This window comes from Nocardia iowensis (assembly GCF_019222765.1).
GTDB lineage: Bacteria > Actinomycetota > Actinomycetes > Mycobacteriales > Mycobacteriaceae > Nocardia > Nocardia iowensis.
Genome location: NZ_CP078145.1, coordinates 1587431 through 1604412, shown reverse-complemented (window position 1 = coordinate 1604412; position 16982 = coordinate 1587431). Strand labels below are relative to the sequence as shown.

At 67.4% G+C, this 16982-nt stretch carries 18 protein-coding genes; 6 read left to right on the top strand and 12 right to left on the bottom strand.

Features of this window, described 5'->3' with window-relative positions; translation table 11 throughout:
• Nucleotides 1-36: 36 nt before the first annotated feature.
• Complete coding sequence (locus KV110_RS07220) at nucleotides 37-432, bottom strand: nitroreductase/quinone reductase family protein (RefSeq protein ID WP_218474510.1); 396 nt, start codon at nucleotides 430-432, stop codon at nucleotides 37-39.
• 348 nt (nucleotides 433-780) lie between these two features.
• Between KV110_RS07220 and KV110_RS07215 the strand changes: the two genes are divergently transcribed.
• Nucleotides 781-1941, top strand: a complete 1161-nt coding sequence (locus KV110_RS07215; RefSeq protein WP_218474508.1) for an FG-GAP repeat domain-containing protein — start codon at nucleotides 781-783, stop codon at nucleotides 1939-1941.
• Nucleotides 1942-1947: 6 nt separating this feature from the next.
• Here KV110_RS07215 and KV110_RS07210 read toward each other — a convergent pair whose 3' ends face one another.
• Entirely contained in the window at nucleotides 1948-2751 is an 804-nt protein-coding gene (locus tag KV110_RS07210; protein WP_218474507.1) for a transglutaminase-like domain-containing protein, read from the bottom strand.
• Between the two features lie 142 nt (nucleotides 2752-2893).
• Between KV110_RS07210 and KV110_RS07205 the strand changes: the two genes are divergently transcribed.
• Nucleotides 2894-3559, top strand: coding sequence for a phosphate signaling complex PhoU family protein (locus KV110_RS07205; protein WP_246634381.1), 666 nt, complete (start codon nucleotides 2894-2896; stop codon nucleotides 3557-3559).
• Nucleotides 3560-3587: 28 nt separating this feature from the next.
• Here KV110_RS07205 and KV110_RS07200 read toward each other — a convergent pair whose 3' ends face one another.
• The gene (locus KV110_RS07200; protein WP_218474504.1) at nucleotides 3588-4490 is read right to left on the bottom strand and encodes a LysR family transcriptional regulator; all 903 of its coding nucleotides are present in this window, start codon (nucleotides 4488-4490) and stop codon (nucleotides 3588-3590) included.
• 70 nt (nucleotides 4491-4560) lie between these two features.
• Here KV110_RS07200 and KV110_RS07195 point away from each other — a divergent pair, with 70 nt between their 5' ends.
• Nucleotides 4561-5706: a TDT family transporter gene (locus KV110_RS07195; RefSeq protein ID WP_246634380.1), complete on the top strand. Its 1146-nt coding sequence runs from the start codon at nucleotides 4561-4563 to the stop codon at nucleotides 5704-5706.
• 25 nt (nucleotides 5707-5731) lie between these two features.
• On the opposite strand, the gene KV110_RS07190 is transcribed toward KV110_RS07195, so the two are convergent.
• The gene (locus tag KV110_RS07190) at nucleotides 5732-6589 is read right to left on the bottom strand and encodes an RNA polymerase sigma factor (protein ID WP_246634379.1); all 858 of its coding nucleotides are present in this window, start codon (nucleotides 6587-6589) and stop codon (nucleotides 5732-5734) included.
• 40 nt (nucleotides 6590-6629) lie between these two features.
• Nucleotides 6630-7769, bottom strand: a complete 1140-nt coding sequence (locus tag KV110_RS07185; RefSeq protein ID WP_218474500.1) for an FAD-dependent monooxygenase — start codon at nucleotides 7767-7769, stop codon at nucleotides 6630-6632.
• Nucleotides 7770-7881: 112 nt separating this feature from the next.
• Here KV110_RS07185 and KV110_RS07180 point away from each other — a divergent pair, with 112 nt between their 5' ends.
• Entirely contained in the window at nucleotides 7882-8811 is a 930-nt protein-coding gene (locus tag KV110_RS07180) for a TetR/AcrR family transcriptional regulator C-terminal domain-containing protein (RefSeq protein WP_218474498.1), read from the top strand.
• Here the strand turns inward: KV110_RS07180 and KV110_RS07175 are convergent.
• The gene (locus KV110_RS07175) at nucleotides 8808-9686 is read right to left on the bottom strand and encodes a haloalkane dehalogenase (RefSeq protein WP_218474496.1); all 879 of its coding nucleotides are present in this window, start codon (nucleotides 9684-9686) and stop codon (nucleotides 8808-8810) included. The two genes, KV110_RS07180 and KV110_RS07175, sit on opposite strands and share 4 nt — an antisense overlap.
• 678 nt (nucleotides 9687-10364) lie before the next feature.
• Here KV110_RS07175 and KV110_RS07170 point away from each other — a divergent pair.
• Nucleotides 10365-11093 carry an HNH endonuclease family protein gene (locus KV110_RS07170; RefSeq protein ID WP_218474494.1) on the top strand — a complete coding sequence of 243 codons (729 nt, stop codon included), beginning with the start codon at nucleotides 10365-10367 and terminating at the stop codon, nucleotides 11091-11093.
• Here KV110_RS07170 and KV110_RS07165 read toward each other — a convergent pair whose 3' ends face one another.
• The gene (locus KV110_RS07165; protein WP_218474492.1) at nucleotides 11094-11237 is read right to left on the bottom strand and encodes a hypothetical protein; all 144 of its coding nucleotides are present in this window, start codon (nucleotides 11235-11237) and stop codon (nucleotides 11094-11096) included.
• 11 nt (nucleotides 11238-11248) lie between these two features.
• Between KV110_RS07165 and KV110_RS07160 the strand changes: the two genes are divergently transcribed.
• A complete protein-coding gene (locus KV110_RS07160) occupies nucleotides 11249-11560 on the top strand; it encodes an MmyB family transcriptional regulator (protein WP_218474490.1) in 312 nt (103 codons plus the stop codon).
• Nucleotides 11561-11564: 4 nt separating this feature from the next.
• Here the strand turns inward: KV110_RS07160 and KV110_RS07155 are convergent, their stop codons facing one another.
• From KV110_RS07155 to KV110_RS07135, 5 genes are all read right to left on the bottom strand, one after another.
• Nucleotides 11565-12488, bottom strand: coding sequence for a LysR family transcriptional regulator (locus KV110_RS07155; RefSeq protein ID WP_218474488.1), 924 nt, complete (start codon nucleotides 12486-12488; stop codon nucleotides 11565-11567).
• Nucleotides 12489-12535: 47 nt separating this feature from the next.
• A complete protein-coding gene (locus KV110_RS07150; RefSeq protein ID WP_218474487.1) occupies nucleotides 12536-14095 on the bottom strand; it encodes a hypothetical protein in 1560 nt (519 codons plus the stop codon).
• Entirely contained in the window at nucleotides 14080-14847 is a 768-nt protein-coding gene (locus KV110_RS07145; protein ID WP_218474485.1) for an ABC transporter ATP-binding protein, read from the bottom strand. Before KV110_RS07145 ends, KV110_RS07150 begins: the two co-directional genes overlap by 16 nt.
• 66 nt (nucleotides 14848-14913) lie before the next feature.
• On the bottom strand, nucleotides 14914-16116 hold the full coding sequence (locus KV110_RS07140; protein ID WP_218474483.1) for an FAD-dependent oxidoreductase: 1203 nt from the start codon (nucleotides 16114-16116) through the stop codon (nucleotides 14914-14916).
• 183 nt (nucleotides 16117-16299) lie between these two features.
• Complete coding sequence (locus KV110_RS07135; RefSeq protein WP_218474481.1) at nucleotides 16300-16959, bottom strand: PadR family transcriptional regulator; 660 nt, start codon at nucleotides 16957-16959, stop codon at nucleotides 16300-16302.
• Between the last annotated feature and the right edge of the window lie 23 nt (nucleotides 16960-16982).

Here is a 16982-nt window from a genome sequence, read left to right as displayed (position 1 = left end):
CCTCCGCATCCAGGTCAGCGCGCTGGAACGGTTCGGTTAGTCGTCCAGATCGATGCGGACGGTGAGCAGCTCGGTGCCGACCAGCCGGACCACCGCGCTATTGCCGCGCGGCAGCTCACGCAACCGGGCGCGCGCGTCGTCGTCGGGCAGCAGGTGCGCGGTGCCGGTGTGCCAGCGGCCATGCAGGCGCAACCGAACGCGGTTGTTCGCCTTGATGTTTCGGATGTACTGGGAGCGGTTACCGAATTCGGAGACCAGCCAGAACTGGTTGCCGACCAAGCGGCCGCCGATCGGCGTGATGCGTGGCTGCCCGCTCACCCGGCCGACGGTCTCCAGCAGTTGCTGCCCGGGCACCTTGCGCTGCATCGGATTGACCACGCGGCGTTGCAGCGTCGTCACCACTCGATGTTGAATATCGCCCATACTCGACATGCGGCGACGTTAGCACCAGGGGTCGTTTTACCGCGCGAGCCAGGGAGGGCCGACTTCACTGATGGCGCAGGGCATGGGCTTCGGCCGAGCTGATAGTCGCCCGATGACGATTGTGCGATACGCGACCTTCGTGTCGCGGTTGACATAGGCCGCGGTTGACATAGGCACAGTGCCATAGGATTCGGGCGAATCCGTGGCGCAATGCCGAATCGCCGTTGGCACAGTGCCAGAAGCGAATACCGCCGCGCTGGGCAATTCGACGAATTGCCCGCAATACCGCGGCCTTCGTGTGACCCGCGTCATAAAGTCCGGTCCCCTGCACTACCACTGAGCACACCGGGACAAGTCATGCACGCATCACCCCTCCGTCCGCGCGGCCTGGTTCTCGCCGCGACCGCCGCGGCACTCTCCTTGATCGGCCCCGGCCTGATCGCCCCCGCCACTGCGCACGCCGCGGCTCCGATCAACTTCGCGCCGAAGGTGGATTCGCCGTCCGGCGGCCAGTTTCCCTCGTGGGGGCCGGGCCCGTCCGCGATCGGCACCGTCACCGCCGACTTCAACGGCGACGGCAAGGCCGATATCGTCTCGGCCGATTTCCAAGGGGTGGGCCCGATTCTGATGACCGGCAAGGGGGACGGCCGGTTCAACACCGGCACCAGGGTCGGCGATGCGGGCAACGGTTACGGCGCGGTGGGCGTCGGCGACCTGAACGGTGACGGCACACCCGATGTCGTCGCGCAGGCGTGGACCACGCTGGCGACCTTCCTGAACAACGGCGACGGCACCTTCCGCCCGGTCGTGAAGTACCCGACACTCGAAGGCGCGCAACAGGAGGCGATCGTCGCCGACGTCAACGGCGACGGCAAGGCCGACGTGCTCAGCCTGGTACCCACCGGCGTGAAGACCTGGCTCGGCAAGGGTGACGGAACGCTCGATGACGGATCGATCAGCCATATTCCGGGAGTCGCCGCCGCGTTCACGGTCGGAAAGTTCAACTCGGACAACAAGTTGGATATCGCGGTGAACAACGACGCGCTGCAACAGGTGCACGTCTTCACCGGCAACGGGGACGGCAGCTTCACCCGGCGCGGCGCGAGCACATCCGGCCTGATCACCGAGGACGTGCGCGCGGGCGACTTCGACGGCGACGGAATCGATGACGTGATCACCGCCGACTCGTTCTCCTTCAGCACCACCTTGCTGCTCTCCGACGGACAGGGCGGATTCAAGAAGACCGACCGGGTGAACCTGTCCGGTCTCGGCCCGACCAGCATCGCCCCCGGCGACTTCAACAAGGACGGCAAGCTGGACGCCGCGATGTCGGCGGTGCTGAACTCGAAGATGGTGGTCTTCACCGGTGAGGGCGGAAGCATCAGCAAGACCGGCGATTTCGACGTCACCTCGGCGCCGCAGACGCCGGTGGTCGCCGACTTCGACGGTGACGGCAAGCTCGACATCGTGGTAGCGGGCAGCGCGAACGCCGTGTCGTTCCTGAAGAACATCTCCTGATCGTGGTCAGCAGATCGAGATCGGAGCGATGTTGTCGTCGAAGGGCAAGAAGCCGTCGACGGTGGCGGTGACTTGCAAACTCCTGACGGTGATTTCACCGCCGTGGTTGTCCAGGAACGCGATATCGGAGGCGTCCCGGCCGGTGGCGATCCGGACCAGCGTGCCGCGTGGTGCGAGGCCGGTCGCGTCGAGTGCCCGCCAGGCGCCGTCGACGTAGCCCTCGGCAACCGCGTGGAAGTCCATCGGCGCACAACCCGGTGCGTACACCGACACCACCCGCGCGGGCACCTTGACCGCACGCAGCAGTGCCACGACCAGGTGGGCGAAGTCGCGGCACACCCCGGCGCCGGACAGCAGCGTTTCCACCGCACCGTCGATGGGGTCGCTGCTGCCCGCGACGTAGCGGATCCGGCGGCCGACCCACTCCGCCACCCTGGCCGCCAGCCGGGCATCCGGTGTGCCGGAACCGAATTCGGTGGCGGCGAAGCCGAGCAGCTTGTCCGACTCGGCGAACCGGCTCGGCCGTAGATACAGTGCGCGGTCGTAGTCGGAAGCCGGCTCCGGTGTCGCGGCGCCGAGGACGGTCGCGCTGTAGTGCGCGCGCAAAATGCCTGGGCCGACGGAGAATTTGTGGATACGAGTGCCGTGCGGCCCGTGGATCTCCCATGGCGTGACGGCCCAGCCGTCGAGCTCGAACACCAGTGACTCGGTCAGGCCCTGGTTTGCCTGCCGGGCGACGGCGATCTGGAATTCGAGGGTGGTCGGTGCGGTGATCGCCACCTCGAGCTGGGCCGAGACTTCGCGCTTCACACCACAATCCTGTCAGTCGCGGTCCAGTGCACCGGTGCATTCTCGGCCCCGCCGGGTTGAGTTGGCATCATATGCACCGCTAATTCACCCCCAGGAGGGGATTAGTGTGCCCTGCCGCGCGGATATGGGCGAGAATTTGCCCGTGCGGACCCAGTTCACCCAAGAGCTAATCGCGTTGACCAACGATTTGACGCTGATGTGCCGGCTTACCCATGACGCGGCCGAGCGGGTGACCGACGCGCTGGTCGGCGCCGATCTCACCGCCACCTATGAGGTGTTCGCACTCGACGAGCGGCTGCAGACAATGTACAGCGCGTGTGAGGCAAGGACGGTGGTGCTGCTCGCGTTGCAGGCGCCGGTCGCCCGCGACCTGCGGCACGTGGTCACCGCCATCCAGATCGCGACCGAGTTGTCGCACATCGGCGCACTGGTCAGCCGGGTCGCCGACCAGGTCTATCAAAGCCACCCGGGGCATGTTGCGCCGCAAGGCATTCTCGATGTACTCGCGGCCATGGGCCGGCTCGCGGCGGACCGCACCGCGCTCAGCGGCCGAGCCGTCGCCACCGGTCACCAAGAACCGCCCGGCGAACAGGATCCCGGCGTGCACGCGATGGAAGTACTGCACAAGCAACTGCATTCGGCCCTCGCCGCCGCCGCGCCGAGTCAGCCGACCACCGCCGCCATCACCATCGCGCTGCTCGCTAACCATCTGGAACGCTGCGTCGACCACACCGCCCGCATCGATCGCCTGATCCGCTTCCTGGACACCGGCATTCCCCCCACCGCCCAGCCCACCGACAACCCCTGACCGCCACCCCGCGGTGCGCACCGTTTTCCTAGTTGCGGGCGATGGTGTAGAGGTCACGGGCGGGGCCGGTCAGGCGGTGGCCGGTGGGCCAGACGGCGCGCAGGGTGCGGTTCAAATCCAGGCCGGTGACCGTCGGCGATACCAGCGTGCCCGCGGCGATTTCAGCCGCTACGGCCAGGGAACTGAGGACTGCAGGGCCGACGCCTGATGCGACGGCGGTCTTGATGGCGGTGGTGGAGGACAGCTCGAGGGCGACATCGGGTGTCCAGGTGGGGATGCGGCGAGAGATCGCGTGCTCGAACCAGTTTCGGGTGCCGGAGCCGGGTTCCCGTTGGATCAGCGGGGTTTCGGCGAGTTCGTCGAGCGTTATCGAGCCGCGGCGCGCCCATCGATGCGTCGGCGCGACCACCACGACGAGGCGGTCGCCGGTGACGATGTGCGACTCGAGACCGCGGAAGTTCTGCGGGCTTTCGATGAATCCGATGGCCGCCTTGTTGTCGAGGACCTGCTGGGCGACCTCGACCGAGTTGCCCGATTCCAACGCGATGGCGGTGTCCGGTGCGGTGGCGCGCAGTTTCATGAGCCAGCCGGGGAACAGGTATTCGGCAATCGTCTGGCTTGCCGCGACCCGCAGGTGCGAGTGCCGCTCGGCGCGCAAGGTGTCGATCCCGGCGTCGAGTTGCTCCGCCGCGTGAATTACGCCGCGGGCCCACTCCGCGATCAGCGATCCGGCGGGGGTCGGGCGGGAACCGAGCGTGGTGCGTTCCAGCACCGGAACCCCGACGAGTTTTTCCAGGTAGCGGATGCGGGAGGACGCGGAGGGCTGACTGATTCCGTGCGCGGCCGCGGCGCGACCGAGGCTGCCCAGTTCGATCACCGAGAGCAGCAGGTCGAGCGCGGCCAGGTCGGGGACACGCGGCGACAGCGGCATAGAACGAGTCTATGCATGCATAGGAACATGCCAGCTACCTGACCCGGCAGCATCGGGCGACGCTGGAGACATGACCGCCACCATGACTTTCCCGCCCGCCACCCCGAGGCGTCTGGTCGGCGACCTCGACCACGCGAGCCGCCGGTCCGGCTCGCTGCGCCAGCTCGGACCCAACTGGTTCGCCGCGGTGATGGGCACCGGCATCGTCGCCAATGCCGCGGCCACCCTGCCGCTGCGATTCACCGGACTTCGTGGCGCCGCGACCGTCGTGTGGGCACTGGCCGCCGCGCTGCTGGTGGCATTGAGCGTGGCCTGGGTCGCGCACTGGGTGCGTTTCCCCGATACCGCTCGCGACCAGCGCAATCACCCGGTGATGTCACAGTTCTTCGGCGCTCCGCCGATGGCGTTGCTGACCGTCGGCGGCGGAACCCTGCTGCTGGGCAGCGATGTGATCGGGATGTCCGCCGCGGTGGCGATCGACTGGGTGCTGTGGACCGCGGGCACCGCGCTCGGTCTGCTGACCGCCTTCGCCATCCCTTACCGCATGTTCACTCGGCACCGGGTCGACGCCGACGCCGCGTTCGGTGGCTGGCTGATGCCGGTGGTGCCGCCGATGGTTTCGGCCGCGATGGGGGCGCTGCTCGTCCCGCACACTCCCGCGGGCCAGCCGCGCTTGACCATGATCCTGCTGTGCGTCGCCATGTTCGGTCTCAGCATGATCGCCGCCCTGGTCACCATCACCATGATCTGGTCGCGCCTGGTGCATCACGGGACTCCGGCCGCGGGCACGGTTCCCACCCTGTGGATCGTGCTCGGTCCCCTGGGTCAATCGATCACCGCCGCAGGGCTGCTCGCCAACGCCGCCCCTTCGGCCTTGCCCGATCTCTATGCCAAGGGCTTCATGGTTTTCTCGGTCATCTTCGGCATCGTCGCCTGGGGGTTCGCCATGCTGTGGTTGGCGCTCGCCATGGCCGTCACCGTAAAGACCGCTCGCGCTGGCGAATTGAGCTTCAACCTGACCTGGTGGGGCTTCACCTTCCCGCTCGGCACCTGCGTCACCGGCAGCATCGTGCTCTATACCCACACGGGCGCAGACCTTTTCGCCGTCACCGCCGTCGCACTGTATGTAGTGCTGGTCGCCGCGTGGGTGGTGGTGGCCGCACGGACCGCGGGCGGTGTGCTGAACGGCGCTTTGCTCCGCCCCACGACCAGTTAGTCCGCGGCCGAGGGCTCGGCACTGGTCAGTCCAACAGCGGGAAGCGACCGGAGTGCAGCAATCCGGCGATCGCATCCATCTTCGCTTGTGGCGCAGCGTAATCCGGGTGTGCTCGCAAGACGGCGGCGGCGTCGTGTAACTGGACCATCTGTTGCTCGGCTCGAGCAACGGCGCGGCCGCCGGGGGTGATCGGGTGGCGGGCGAAGACCGGTTTCCGCGGGTCTACGCGACCTAGGGCGACGGCCTGGTCCACTCGGCGGGAGCAGCGGCAGAAGGCTTGCGGGTTCACCAGGCCGCAAGTGGAATTCAGGAAGGACCCGAGGCGTTTCTTGGCGCGCTCCAAACGCTTTCGGTAGGCGGCCGGGGTGATGTCGAGAATCCAGGCGGCATCGGTGGAGTTCAGTTCGAAGATCTCGCCGAGGACGAAGGCGACGCGCTCGTCGCGGGCCAGGCATTGCAACATGGCCTGGCTACAGTTGAGCCGGACCTCATCGGCCAGCAACCTGGCCTCCGGACCGCGGTAATCAGCGTCCGCGAGCCCGTCGGCCAGCCCGTCCCGGAAGGCATCCAGGCTCAGCTGCGCCGCCTCCGGGGGCGTCTGTCTCCGCAGGTTCAGCAGATAATTGACGCCGATCCGATAGGCCCAGGTCAGCAACTTCGCCTCGGCCCGCCAGGTGCTCAGGTTGCCGAGCACCCGCAGCAGAATTTCCTGCGTCGCGTCCTCGGCTTCGGCGGGCCGCCACACCATCCGCAGGGCGAGCCGGTACAGCGGATCCTGCAGTAGGCGCACCACCCCGGCGATGGCGTCACGCTCCCCCGCGACGGCCCGCGCGACCAGTTCCCGTTCCTCGGCCCCGACGAGCTCGCCTGCCTCCGCACTCACCCAGCCCATCCTTCGGCCGCGAGCCGCTGCAGCGCAAGTGTCAGTAGTTCTTCAGGGTGAGGGATTCGGGGTCGGCCTCCGGCGGGTTGGCGGCCATGGCGTCGAGGAACTCCTGCGGGGGCGGTTCGGCGAAGAGCATGCCGACCACCTCGTGGGCACCTTCTTGGTTGATCTTCACGTAGTCGCGCAGTTCCTGTTCGTAGGCGGCGAACGCGGCCCGGTAATCGCCTGCGGCGGTGGCCAGTTCACCGGCCAGGACGTAGGCGCCGATCAGCGCCTGTGAGGTGCCCCGACCGGACAGGGGCGAGGCACACGCGCACGCGTCCCCGAGCAGCACCACCCGGCCCGCCGACCAGGTGTCCATCCGCACTTGACCGACCGGTGTGAGGTACAGGTCCGACGACGCGGCCAGCTCCCGCAGCAGCCGCGGGACCTCCCACCCGGCGCCGGCGAACCGCTCCGCGATGAGCCGCTTCTGCGCATCGATGTCGCGCCGGTCGTAGTCGAGCAACTCCGAAGCGAAATACATGGCCGCACGGGCCTCGGTGTTGTTCCTGGTGCTGAAGACATTCGCCGACTTTCCGTTGCCGAGTTGGCATGCCCGGCCCTCGTGGTCGAGGTTCAAGAAGTTGTCGGTGGCGAAGATGGCGTTGTAGACGCCGAGATGATGGATGTAGTCCGCGTGGTCACCGAACACGAGGGATCGCACCTTGGAGTACATCCCATCGGCGCCGACCACCAGGTCGAACCGGCGCGGCTCGCCCCGTTCGAAACTCACCAGCACACCGTCCTCGCCCTCGGCGACGGCGGTGATCGAGTTGTCGAAGAGGTACTCGGTCTCCCCCTTCGTCAGGTCGTAGAGGATGTCGGACAGGTCGCTCTTGAGCACCTCCAGCTCACCGGCGAAGATCGCCGACGGCATCGTCACGACATGACGGCCCGTGCTGTCGACCACCTCGCTGTCCCGCATGTCGGTGCTGAACTTGCGGACCTCGTCGAGAATCCCCATCCGCTCCAGCACGGTCATCGACTCACCGCGGAAATCCACCGCGTACCCACCGGCGCGCGGGCCAGGCGCCCGCTCGACCACCGTCGCATCGAAGCCGTATCGCCGCAGCCAGTAGGCCAGCGCGGGACCGGCGACGCCGCCGCCGGAGATCAGGATGTTCGTGTTCTTCATGGTCGTTCTCGCTTCTCCTCGTACATGGTGAGTACAACGTACAGGACGCTCAATACATTGTACATTGCGTACTAGGCGCGAATTTACAGCGATACTTGCTACTCTCAGTTCTATGCGTACTAGTACACCCGACGGTATGGGTTCAACTCCCCCCTACCTGCGCATCGCGGCGGAGATCCAGGAACGGATCACCTCCGGCGAGCTGCGGGCAGGCGATCGGGTGCCCTCCGCACGGCAGATCACCAAGGAGTGGGGCGTCGCGATCGCCACCGCGACCAAGGTGCTGGCCGTGCTGCGCCACGAGGGCACGGTTCGGGTGGTGCCCGGCGTCGGCACCGTGGTGGACACCCCGCAGGCGGCGCCGCAACAACAGCACGGCCGCGAGACCGAGCTGACCGCGGCGACTGTGGTGCGGGCGGGGATGGCGATTGCCGACGCCGAAGGTCTTGCCGCGCTGTCGATGCGGCGCGTCGCCACCGAACTCGGCGTACCGACGATGTCGCTGTATCGCCATGTGGGCAGCAAGGATCGGCTGGTGCTGTTGATGGCGGACGCGGCCTTCGGCGAGGCCGAGTTTCCCGACCCGCCGCCCACCGGCTGGCGGGCCCGGCTGGAAGTGCTCGCGCGCCTGCAGTGGGCGATGTATCACCGCCATCCGTGGGTGGTCACGGCGATGTGGGTGAGCAGGCCGGAACCGGAACCGAAGCTGCTGGCGCACACCGAATGGGCGGCTCGCTCGTTCGATGACCTCGGCCTCGACCCGGATGCCGTGATCTACGCTCATGTCTCGCTGTACAGCTACGTGCGCGGGGTGGCGGTGAATCTCGAGCTGGAAGCGGTGGCGCGGCGGGCGGGTGCACCGGTCGAGCCGTGGGATATCCGGGAGCCGGAGTTCGAACGACTACTGGCGGGCGGGCAGTTTCCCACGCTGGCGAACCTGAACGAGCGCAACGACTTTCAGTTCGACATCGACAAGCTCTTCGAGTTCGGATTGCAGCGGCTGCTGGACGGGTTCGCCGCCTTCGTCGAGCCGCGCCGCTAACCGTTGGTGGCCGAAGTCGCGTCGACGAGCCCGTGCCGCGACAGCCACTCAGCCACCGCCGCACCGATCTCGTCCGGCCGATCCTCGGGCGCGTGATGCCCGGCCTGGCCGATCGGCGCGACCTCGACGCTGGCGAAAGTTGTTGCGGCCCAGTCGACCGCCTCCGCCGAGCCGAGCCCGACCCCATTCTCCAACGCCATCACCAGCTTCGGCACCTCGGGCGTCCGCGCCGCCCATAGCCCGTAGTTCCGCACGATCGCCACGACGTCCGCGGGTGCACCGTCCAGCGGGAATTCGCGCGGCCACATCAGCATCGGCCTGCGCGATTCGGGCGTCGGATAGGGCGCGCGGTAGACGTCGTGATCCTCGGGCGACAGGTCGGCTACACCCTTGGGCAGGTTGAACTCGATGAACATATTCTCCGTCAACACCATTCGCTCACCCTCCGTGCTGCGGAACTTCCGGAACAGCTCCGCGCCGAGCGGTGGCAGCTCGTCCCAGCGCAGCGGCCGCAGGAACGTCTCGATCAGCGCGATGCCGCGAACGCGACCCGGATGACGCGCGGCCAAGTCCATGCCGAGCGCGCCGCCCCAGTCGTGACCCACCAGCACCACCTGGTCCAGTCCGAGCGCCTCGAACCAGGCATCCAGGTAGCGGGCGTGGTCGGTGAACCGGTAGGCGATGTCGGGCTTGCCGGACTCACCCATCCCGATGAGATCGGGGGCCAGCGCCCTGGTTCGGTCGGTGACGTGCGGAATCACGTTGCGCCACAGGTACGACGAGGTGGGGTTGCCGTGCAGGAACACCACCGGCACCGAGCCCGTGCCCGCGTCGCGGTAGGTGATGAACGAGTCGAGAACATCGACGGTAGCCATGATCTGTCCTTCCAGAGGTCCGGCCTGCTTGCCTTCACTCGGTTGGACACCGAACTTCGTCCTACTGTGACCGCCGCTGCGGTGACGCTCATCACGGCTCCGAGCGGGCTGGTGCCGTACCGCAGCACGGGATCCGATTCCGCAACTGACCGGCACATCCGTACAAGTCCAGTAGATAAACCGACCAGACTGAAATGAACCTGAGAATATCGCCGAATCAGGGTCGGCGACTTGCCAAGATCAAACCCCGTTATCTACTGTCTCAATACGTAGCAACGAGCAAGGTCGGGACGGAGAGAAACAGTGCGGAAGCGAGAGGCGAATTCCCAGTCGCGGGTAGCGCTCTCAGCTGACGCCGATCGAATCCCGATCTGCCCCTAGTCATCACGAGCGAGTTCGCCGAGCGCGGCTCGACACCTCGGGTCCTCCCTCATCAGCCCCGTGGTGTCGGCGTGTGCGAATTCGGACTGGACAACCTCCCGCACCACCGCGGAACGGTCGACCTCCCTCGTGATCACCCGCCCCCGAGTCGGCGCCGGCACGGCGACTCGGGGGCGGACTTATATCAACTCCCCTTAGCTGTGCCGAAGCTCATATGCGGCAATCACTTCCATGACCTCGACCGCCGGATACGTTGGCGCCCGATATAGTTCAGGGTGATCGGCGTTAGGAAGCTCGATGAAGTTCACAGCTCAGCGGCTCGCTCTGATCGGGCTGGCCATCGCGACATTCATCGGACTGTCCTACTACTACGTCAACCGAGTCGAATCCCCCAGAGCGAACGCGCAGTGCACCGGGTCGGCGCAAATCTGTGCCGACGCACCGGCGAGCATGCCGAGCCGCGACGCACTCGCCATGCTCGAAGCGATCCGGGTGGCCGGGCGCGCACCCAAAACCGGTTACACCCGTGAACAATTCGGCAATGCCTGGTCAGATGACGTGTCGGTGCCCGGCGGCCACAACAAGTGCGACACCCGCAACGACATCCTGCAACGCGACCTCACCGAGATCACCTTCAAGGACAACAGCCGCTGCGTCGTCGCCACCGGCACCCTGAACGACCCGTACACCGGCAAGACCATCAAATTCGTCCGCGGTCCCAAGACCTCCGACGATGTGCAGATCGACCACGTGATCGCACTGTCGGACGCCTGGCAGAAGGGCGCGCAACAGCTTTCCGCGGAACGCAGGCGCGACCTCGCCAACGATCCGTTGAACCTGCAGGCCGTCGACGGCCCAACCAACCAGTCCAAGAGCGACTCCGACGCCGCCAGCTGGCTGCCGCCGAGCAAGAACTACCGCTGCGCCTACGTGACCAGGCAGATCCAGGTCAAAGCGGCCTACCAGCTGTGGGTCACCCAGGCCGAGAAGGACGCCATGACAAGGGAACTCAGCAGCTGCCCCTGATCACCGCACGCCTTCGATGAACTGGTGGTCGGTGTGGATGCGGCCGTCGGCATTCAGGCCGATGACGTCGAAGCCCGCGCCTGCCACGGAGTTGTCGGCCTGCGCGATCAAGGCCAAGCCGAGGCCGATGAGGCCGGCGGGCAATCTGCCGCACCATGGTCGTGCGGCTCGCCGAATCGCTCGAGCTCTCGCACACCCGGCTGGCCCGCAGCCCGGACCCGGCCCTCGAAGAATTGATCGAAGAGCTGGAAAGCTATCTCCCGCAAGTGGATCCGTGCCCGGACCACCTCGGCTTCGCGGTGCCCCTGCGGCTGCGCAGCGAGGACGGTGAACTCCGGTTGATCACCACCATCACCTCGTTCGCCACCGCCACCGACATCACCCTCGCCGAGCTCTACCTGGAGGCATTCCTGCCCGGCGACGAACAGACAGCCGAGATCCTGCGCAAGCGTGCAGCCAATTCCTGAACCGCTACCAGGTGCGGCTGACGGCGCGGAGGTGGCTGTGCACGAGATCGACGTGGGGGCGGGGGGCCGTGCCGGGGCGGCGGACCAGGAAGCCGGTGTTGATCGGCGGGTCGGGCGGGTCGAGCAGGGTGACCAGGGTGCCCGAATCCAGTTGGGGCGCACAGAGGTAGCGCGGTAGCACGCTGAGGCCCGCGCCCGCCGCGACGGCGGCGGCGACCGCGCGGAGATCCGAGACGACGACGGCCGCTTCGGCGGTGAGACGGATGCCGAATACGTGTCGCCAGTACCGCCGCAGAATCGGCAGATCGGCGGCGTAGCTGACGAGCGGTATCCCGGCCAGCGCGGCCGGGCCCTCGGCACGCAGTTGTTCGGTATCGATCCTTTCGGCCACCGCGGGCGCGGCGACCAGCACGAACTCCTCGTCCGATAGCGGCTCGGCGACCACGGTTCGGCCCCTCGGGCGCACGGTCGACATGACGAGGTCGTACTGTCCAGCGCGTAATCCGGCGAGCAGGTCTTCGGAGAGCCCCGCGGTCACCGTCAGTCGGACGCCGCGCGCGACCAACGACGCCAGCGCGGGAAGAGCCTGCACCGCAAGGATTTCCGCGGGCCCGGCCAGCCGGACCGGTGGCTGGGGCAGCGACTCGGCCGGGGTGGACCACCCGGCTACCGCGTTCAACGCGTCCAACGGTTCGGCGATCCGCGCGGCCAATTCCGCGGCGGCCGCGGTCGGCGCGACACCGCGCGGCAGTCGCTCGAACAACCGCTGTTCCAACCGCTTCTCCAGCGCCTGCAACTGCGCGGTCACCGTCGGCTGCGACAATCCGACCAGCCGCGCACCCGCCGTGATCGACCCCGCCCGGTGCACGGCCAGAAATGTGCGCAACTGATTCAGATCGAGACTGCCATCAGAATCCCTATCGCTCACGGGACAAGTCTATTGCTTGGCCGATGTGGAAGCGCGACTTTCAGCGCTCACCGATGACGGACCGCATCCAGCAGCTCAGGTCCACGGGTCGTCAGCCGCCGCTCAGCGAAGCGCGCGCCGACAACGGCCGCGGCGACACCGATCGCAATACCCACCGGCAGTGCGAGCCATTCGACCGCTTTCAGGTCGGTCGCGCGGCCGATCAGCAGAATGGCGACCACCGGAAGCACCGCGAACATCTGGCCGAAGACCATCGCGAACTGGATCAAGCCCTTGGCACACCCCGGGTTACCCCCGCCGGAGAAGGGATTGCCGGTGCGCGGCGGCAGCGGATACGGCGCCAGGACCGACAGGATCAGTGCCGAGCAGACGCCGACGCCGAGTGCCGCGGCATGCAGCGACAACACCCACGGGTACACGCCCCAGCGGCCGACCGCGCCCGGCAAGATCAGCGTGATCAGCAGCGTCGGCAGGCCGATCACCACCAGCATGGCCAGCAGCCTGCCGCGCACATCAGCCCGCACCGCTCCCGGCGTGACGAGCGTTTGCCACAGGGCGGTGCCGTCATAGCCGTAGAGATTGGCACCGGCCAGTGCGGCGAACAACGCCGAGGTCACCCCGGCGAACGGCACGCCGCCGGTGCCACCGCCCTGGACAGCGGGGAAAACCGGCATCAGGATGCCGACCACCAGGATCGGCAGCAGGGTCGCCCGGCGCCTGCTGTCCCGCCACCAGGCGCGCAGTTCCTTGACCGCCACCGCGCCGACCGGCCCGTCCTGCCGCACCCGGCTGAGCAGCCCACCGCCCGCGCCACCGGCCACCGAATTCATCGGGGTCGCCAGCCTGCGAGCCAGCAGCACCGACCACGCCTGCCACAGTCCGAGCGACACCGCGCCGAGGCCGACCAGCGGCAGCAATGCGAGCAGCCAATTTTCTTGCGCCGCCCCTTCTACCGCGACAGCGGACCAGCCGGAGGGCAGCCAGCGCAGCGTCGTGGCCGCGCCGGACGGTAGATCACGCAGCACGCTCACGTGGGACAGCAGCCAACTCATCGGGTAGTAGGCCAAGCCGACCAGACCGGCCAGCAGCACGCCCACATCTTTGCCGCGCCGCGACCGCATGGCGGCACCGACCCAAGCCAGCACCACCCGGGACAGCAGCACCACGAACACCAGTTGCAGCAGCACCGCGATCAAGGCGACCAGGCTTGCCGCCCAACCGAATTGCGCCGCCAGCACAACCAGACCGCCGAACGCGATCAGATTGATCACCGGCGCGGGCCCGGCGAATGCCGCGGCGAGCAGGCCGGTGGCCAGCTGCCGATTGCTGAGCGGCAGCAGCCGCAGGTGCTCCGGTTGCACGGTCTCGTCGCTGCTGCCGATCAGCACCGGACCGCACAGCCAACCCAGCGTCCACACGCCGAAAAGCGCTGCGGCAATGGTGGTTCCCTTGGTGGCGTCGGATGCGCCGAAGCCGATCAGCGCGGCGGTGACGACAGCGGCGAAGAGGCCGACCACGATACCGAGTACGAAGGTGAAACCTTGCCAGCCGTTGCTCAACCCACGCTTGGTGAGCAGCAACCGCATTCGGATCAGGACGCCAACCACGACAGCCCGTCCTCTCCCCCGACGCGGCCGCCGACCAGCCGAACGAACGCCTCCTCCAACGTGGTTCCGGCCCGGACCTCGTCCAGCGTGCCTGCCGCCACCACCCGTCCCCCGGTGATCACCGCGACCCGATCGCACATGTTCTCCACCAACGCCATCACGTGACTCGACAGCACCACCGCGCCGCCCGCCGCGACGAAGCGCTGCAGGATGGTGCGAATCGTGCCCGCTGACACCGGATCCACCGCCTCGAACGGCTCGTCGAGCACCAGCAGCTTCGGCGCGTGCAGCAGCGCGGTGGCCAGGCCGATCTTCTTGCGCATGCCCGCGGAGTAGTCGACGACCAGAGTGCCTTCGGCGCCGGTCAATTCGAATACCGCGAGCAGTTCGTCGGCCCGTTCGGCGACGGTGCGCTCCGGCATGCCGCGCAACAGCCCGGTGTAGGTGAGCAATTCGCGTCCGGTGAGCCGTTCCGGCAGCGCGAGTCCGTCCGGCAGCACGCCGGCGAGGGTCTTGGCGCGCGCCGGATCGGCCCACACGTCGGCGCCGAAGATCTCGGCGCGCCCGCTGTCCGGGCGCAGCAGCCCGCAGGCCATCGACAAGGTGGTGGTCTTGCCCGCCCCGTTGGGGCCGACCAGGCCGAAGAAGGAGCCCGGCGGTACCACCAGGCTCACATTATCGACGACCCATGGTCCGCCGAAGCGTTTACACAGGCCGGTGAGGTGCAGTGCGGGCTGGTGGTCTGATGGCATGGGTCCCCCGGTCGTCGATTGGATGGTCCCAAGAGTACGAGCCACCAGCCCGCACGGTTCGGCGGCTCAGGCCACGACCGCGAGTTCCCGCTGCACCGGCGCGGCCCAGTCGATCCGGTAGCGCTGCTCGGGTCCCATGGTCTTCTCCGTGTTCATCATCTTGATGAACAGTGGCGCCGTGAGCTGCATCAACTTGCGCCCGACCGGTCCGAGGGTCTTGCTGTGGTTGGACTTGGCGGCACGGGCCGCCACGGCTTCCACGCGGGCGCGGCGCAACCGCTCATAAGTAGCGAACGCCTCCGGTATCGGCAGGTCACGCAGGCAGCGGGCCACCTGGATGGCACTCTCGATGGCCAGCGACGCACCCTGGCCGGAACTGTTGGACGGCGCGTGCACCGCGTCACCCACCAGCACCATGCGACCGCGGAACCAGTGCGGCACCGACGGCATGATGTGCAGTGCGCCGGTGACTTCCAGTTGTTCCTCGGTGGTGCGCCTGGCCAGTTCGCCGCCGGGGGTGTCCTCGGCATAGGTCTCCCGCAGGATGCCGAGCCAGTGCGACTTCGGGATCGCGCGGGCCGCGGTGAGCGACAGGTACTCCTTGTGCGGCAGGTTGGCGCCCCACATGACCCGGCCGTCGCCGCCCGGCCCGTACAGGTAGTAGGCCTTCTTGCCGAAGGCGAAGGTCATGGTGTCGGCCGGGATGTCGCCGTCGTAGTCGACCAGCGCGCCGAAGCCGAGCATGCCGAGGTACTCCGGTCCCGGCGCGTTCGGGTCGATCAAGCCGCGCACCGTCGACCGGATGCCGTCGGCGCCGATCAGCACGTCGGCGGTGGCGGTGCTGCCGTCGGTGAACCGGGCGGTGAGGCCCGACTCGTCCTCGACCACGTCGATGAGGCGCTTGTTGTACTCGAAGGGCACACCGGCGGCTACCGCATGATCGTGCAGGGTCTGATGCAGCTCACCGCGGTCGACCAGTTGCAGCGGCGCCAGGCCTGCCGGACCGGGCACCCGCATGTGCTTGCCGCCGATCGACAAACTCATGTTCGCGATCGGCAGCGCGATGTCGCGGACCGAATCGCCCGCATCGATGACATCGAGGGCGGCAAGGCCGTTCGGCGCGAGCGCGAGCCCGCTGCCGATGTTGTACGAGGGGCCGGGATACGCCTCGTAGACGCGGGCCTCGATGCCTGCCTTCAGTAGTGCGGTTGCGGCGACCGGTCCGGCGATGCCGCCGCCGATGACCAGTGCGGTTTGTGTTTTCGACATGGATGTCTCCAGGTTTGCGCGTTATGGGTTCTTCGAATCCCCGAACCGACCCGTGCATCGCGCACCCAGTTATCCTGTGGTTGCCAGCCTTGTAGCCGGGTGCGCGCATGCGGGCGCGGTTCGAGACTGTTCAATCGGGCTCGGCGGCGGTGTTGCCGCACCCCGCCGGGCCTGGTCTCGTTGTCAGGACGATTCCTGTTGGGTCATCCCCCTTTCCACGGACTCGATGACTTCGGCGAAAGGGGTGCCTTCGGCGTGCATCTGTCGCCACCAGGCGACGTCGGGGAAGGTGCCGTCGACCAGTTCGTCGCGCAGCGAACGTGCCCACGCCGCTTCGGCTTCCAGCATGGCGAGACCGAACTCGGTTTCGATGACGAACAGTCGCGGCAGCTTGATGGCCGCTATCCGCTCGAGTTCGCCGCGCACGACGTCGATGGCTTGACTCAGCGCGTCGATGCGCTTGCCGAGCAACTCGATGACTTCGTCCGGCGGTAGCACCGCGAGGATGGAAAGCCCGGCGACGAACCGGTGCTGTTCCGGCTCGGGTACGGCGAGCAATTCCCTTGTCCAGTCGGTGAGTTCGGTTCGTCCGGCATCGGTGATCCGATAGATGACCCGTTCCGGTCGCGCGCCGTCGCGCTCGCTGCCGACGATTTCCAGGAAGCCGACCTTCGCCAGGTTCTGCACGACGGTGTAGAGCGAGCCCCACTTGATGTCCATGTCGTGGTCTTTGCCGCGGTCACGCAACGTTTGGGCGATCTCGTAGCGGTGCTTCGGCCGGTCGATCATCACGGAGAGCACAGCAAGCGCGAGCAGGTTGTTCACCTTGCGTTTCGTGGCCATCACACCTCCTTACTCGTCTACGA

What these genes read in the sequence shown, in the direction of transcription:
- KV110_RS07200 (WP_218474504.1), bottom strand. Translation starts at nt 4,490, where the DNA reads ATGCCGCTGTCGCCGCGTGTCCCCGACCTGGCCGCGCTCGACCTGCTG.
- KV110_RS07140 (WP_218474483.1), bottom strand. Translation starts at nt 16,116, where the DNA reads ATGTCGAAAACACAAACCGCACTGGTCATCGGCGGCGGCATCGCCGGA.
- KV110_RS07145 (WP_218474485.1), bottom strand. Translation starts at nt 14,847, where the DNA reads ATGCCATCAGACCACCAGCCCGCACTGCACCTCACCGGCCTGTGTAAA.
- KV110_RS07160 (WP_218474490.1), top strand. Translation starts at nt 11,249, where the DNA reads ATGGTCGTGCGGCTCGCCGAATCGCTCGAGCTCTCGCACACCCGGCTG.
- KV110_RS07175 (WP_218474496.1), bottom strand. Translation starts at nt 9,686, where the DNA reads ATGGCTACCGTCGATGTTCTCGACTCGTTCATCACCTACCGCGACGCG.
- KV110_RS07195 (WP_246634380.1), top strand. Translation starts at nt 4,561, where the DNA reads ATGACCGCCACCATGACTTTCCCGCCCGCCACCCCGAGGCGTCTGGTC.
- KV110_RS07220 (WP_218474510.1), bottom strand. Translation starts at nt 432, where the DNA reads ATGTCGAGTATGGGCGATATTCAACATCGAGTGGTGACGACGCTGCAA.
- KV110_RS07135 (WP_218474481.1), bottom strand. Translation starts at nt 16,959, where the DNA reads ATGGCCACGAAACGCAAGGTGAACAACCTGCTCGCGCTTGCTGTGCTC.
- KV110_RS07215 (WP_218474508.1), top strand. Translation starts at nt 781, where the DNA reads ATGCACGCATCACCCCTCCGTCCGCGCGGCCTGGTTCTCGCCGCGACC.
- KV110_RS07185 (WP_218474500.1), bottom strand. Translation starts at nt 7,769, where the DNA reads ATGAAGAACACGAACATCCTGATCTCCGGCGGCGGCGTCGCCGGTCCC.
- KV110_RS07170 (WP_218474494.1), top strand. Translation starts at nt 10,365, where the DNA reads ATGAAGTTCACAGCTCAGCGGCTCGCTCTGATCGGGCTGGCCATCGCG.
- KV110_RS07180 (WP_218474498.1), top strand. Translation starts at nt 7,882, where the DNA reads ATGCGTACTAGTACACCCGACGGTATGGGTTCAACTCCCCCCTACCTG.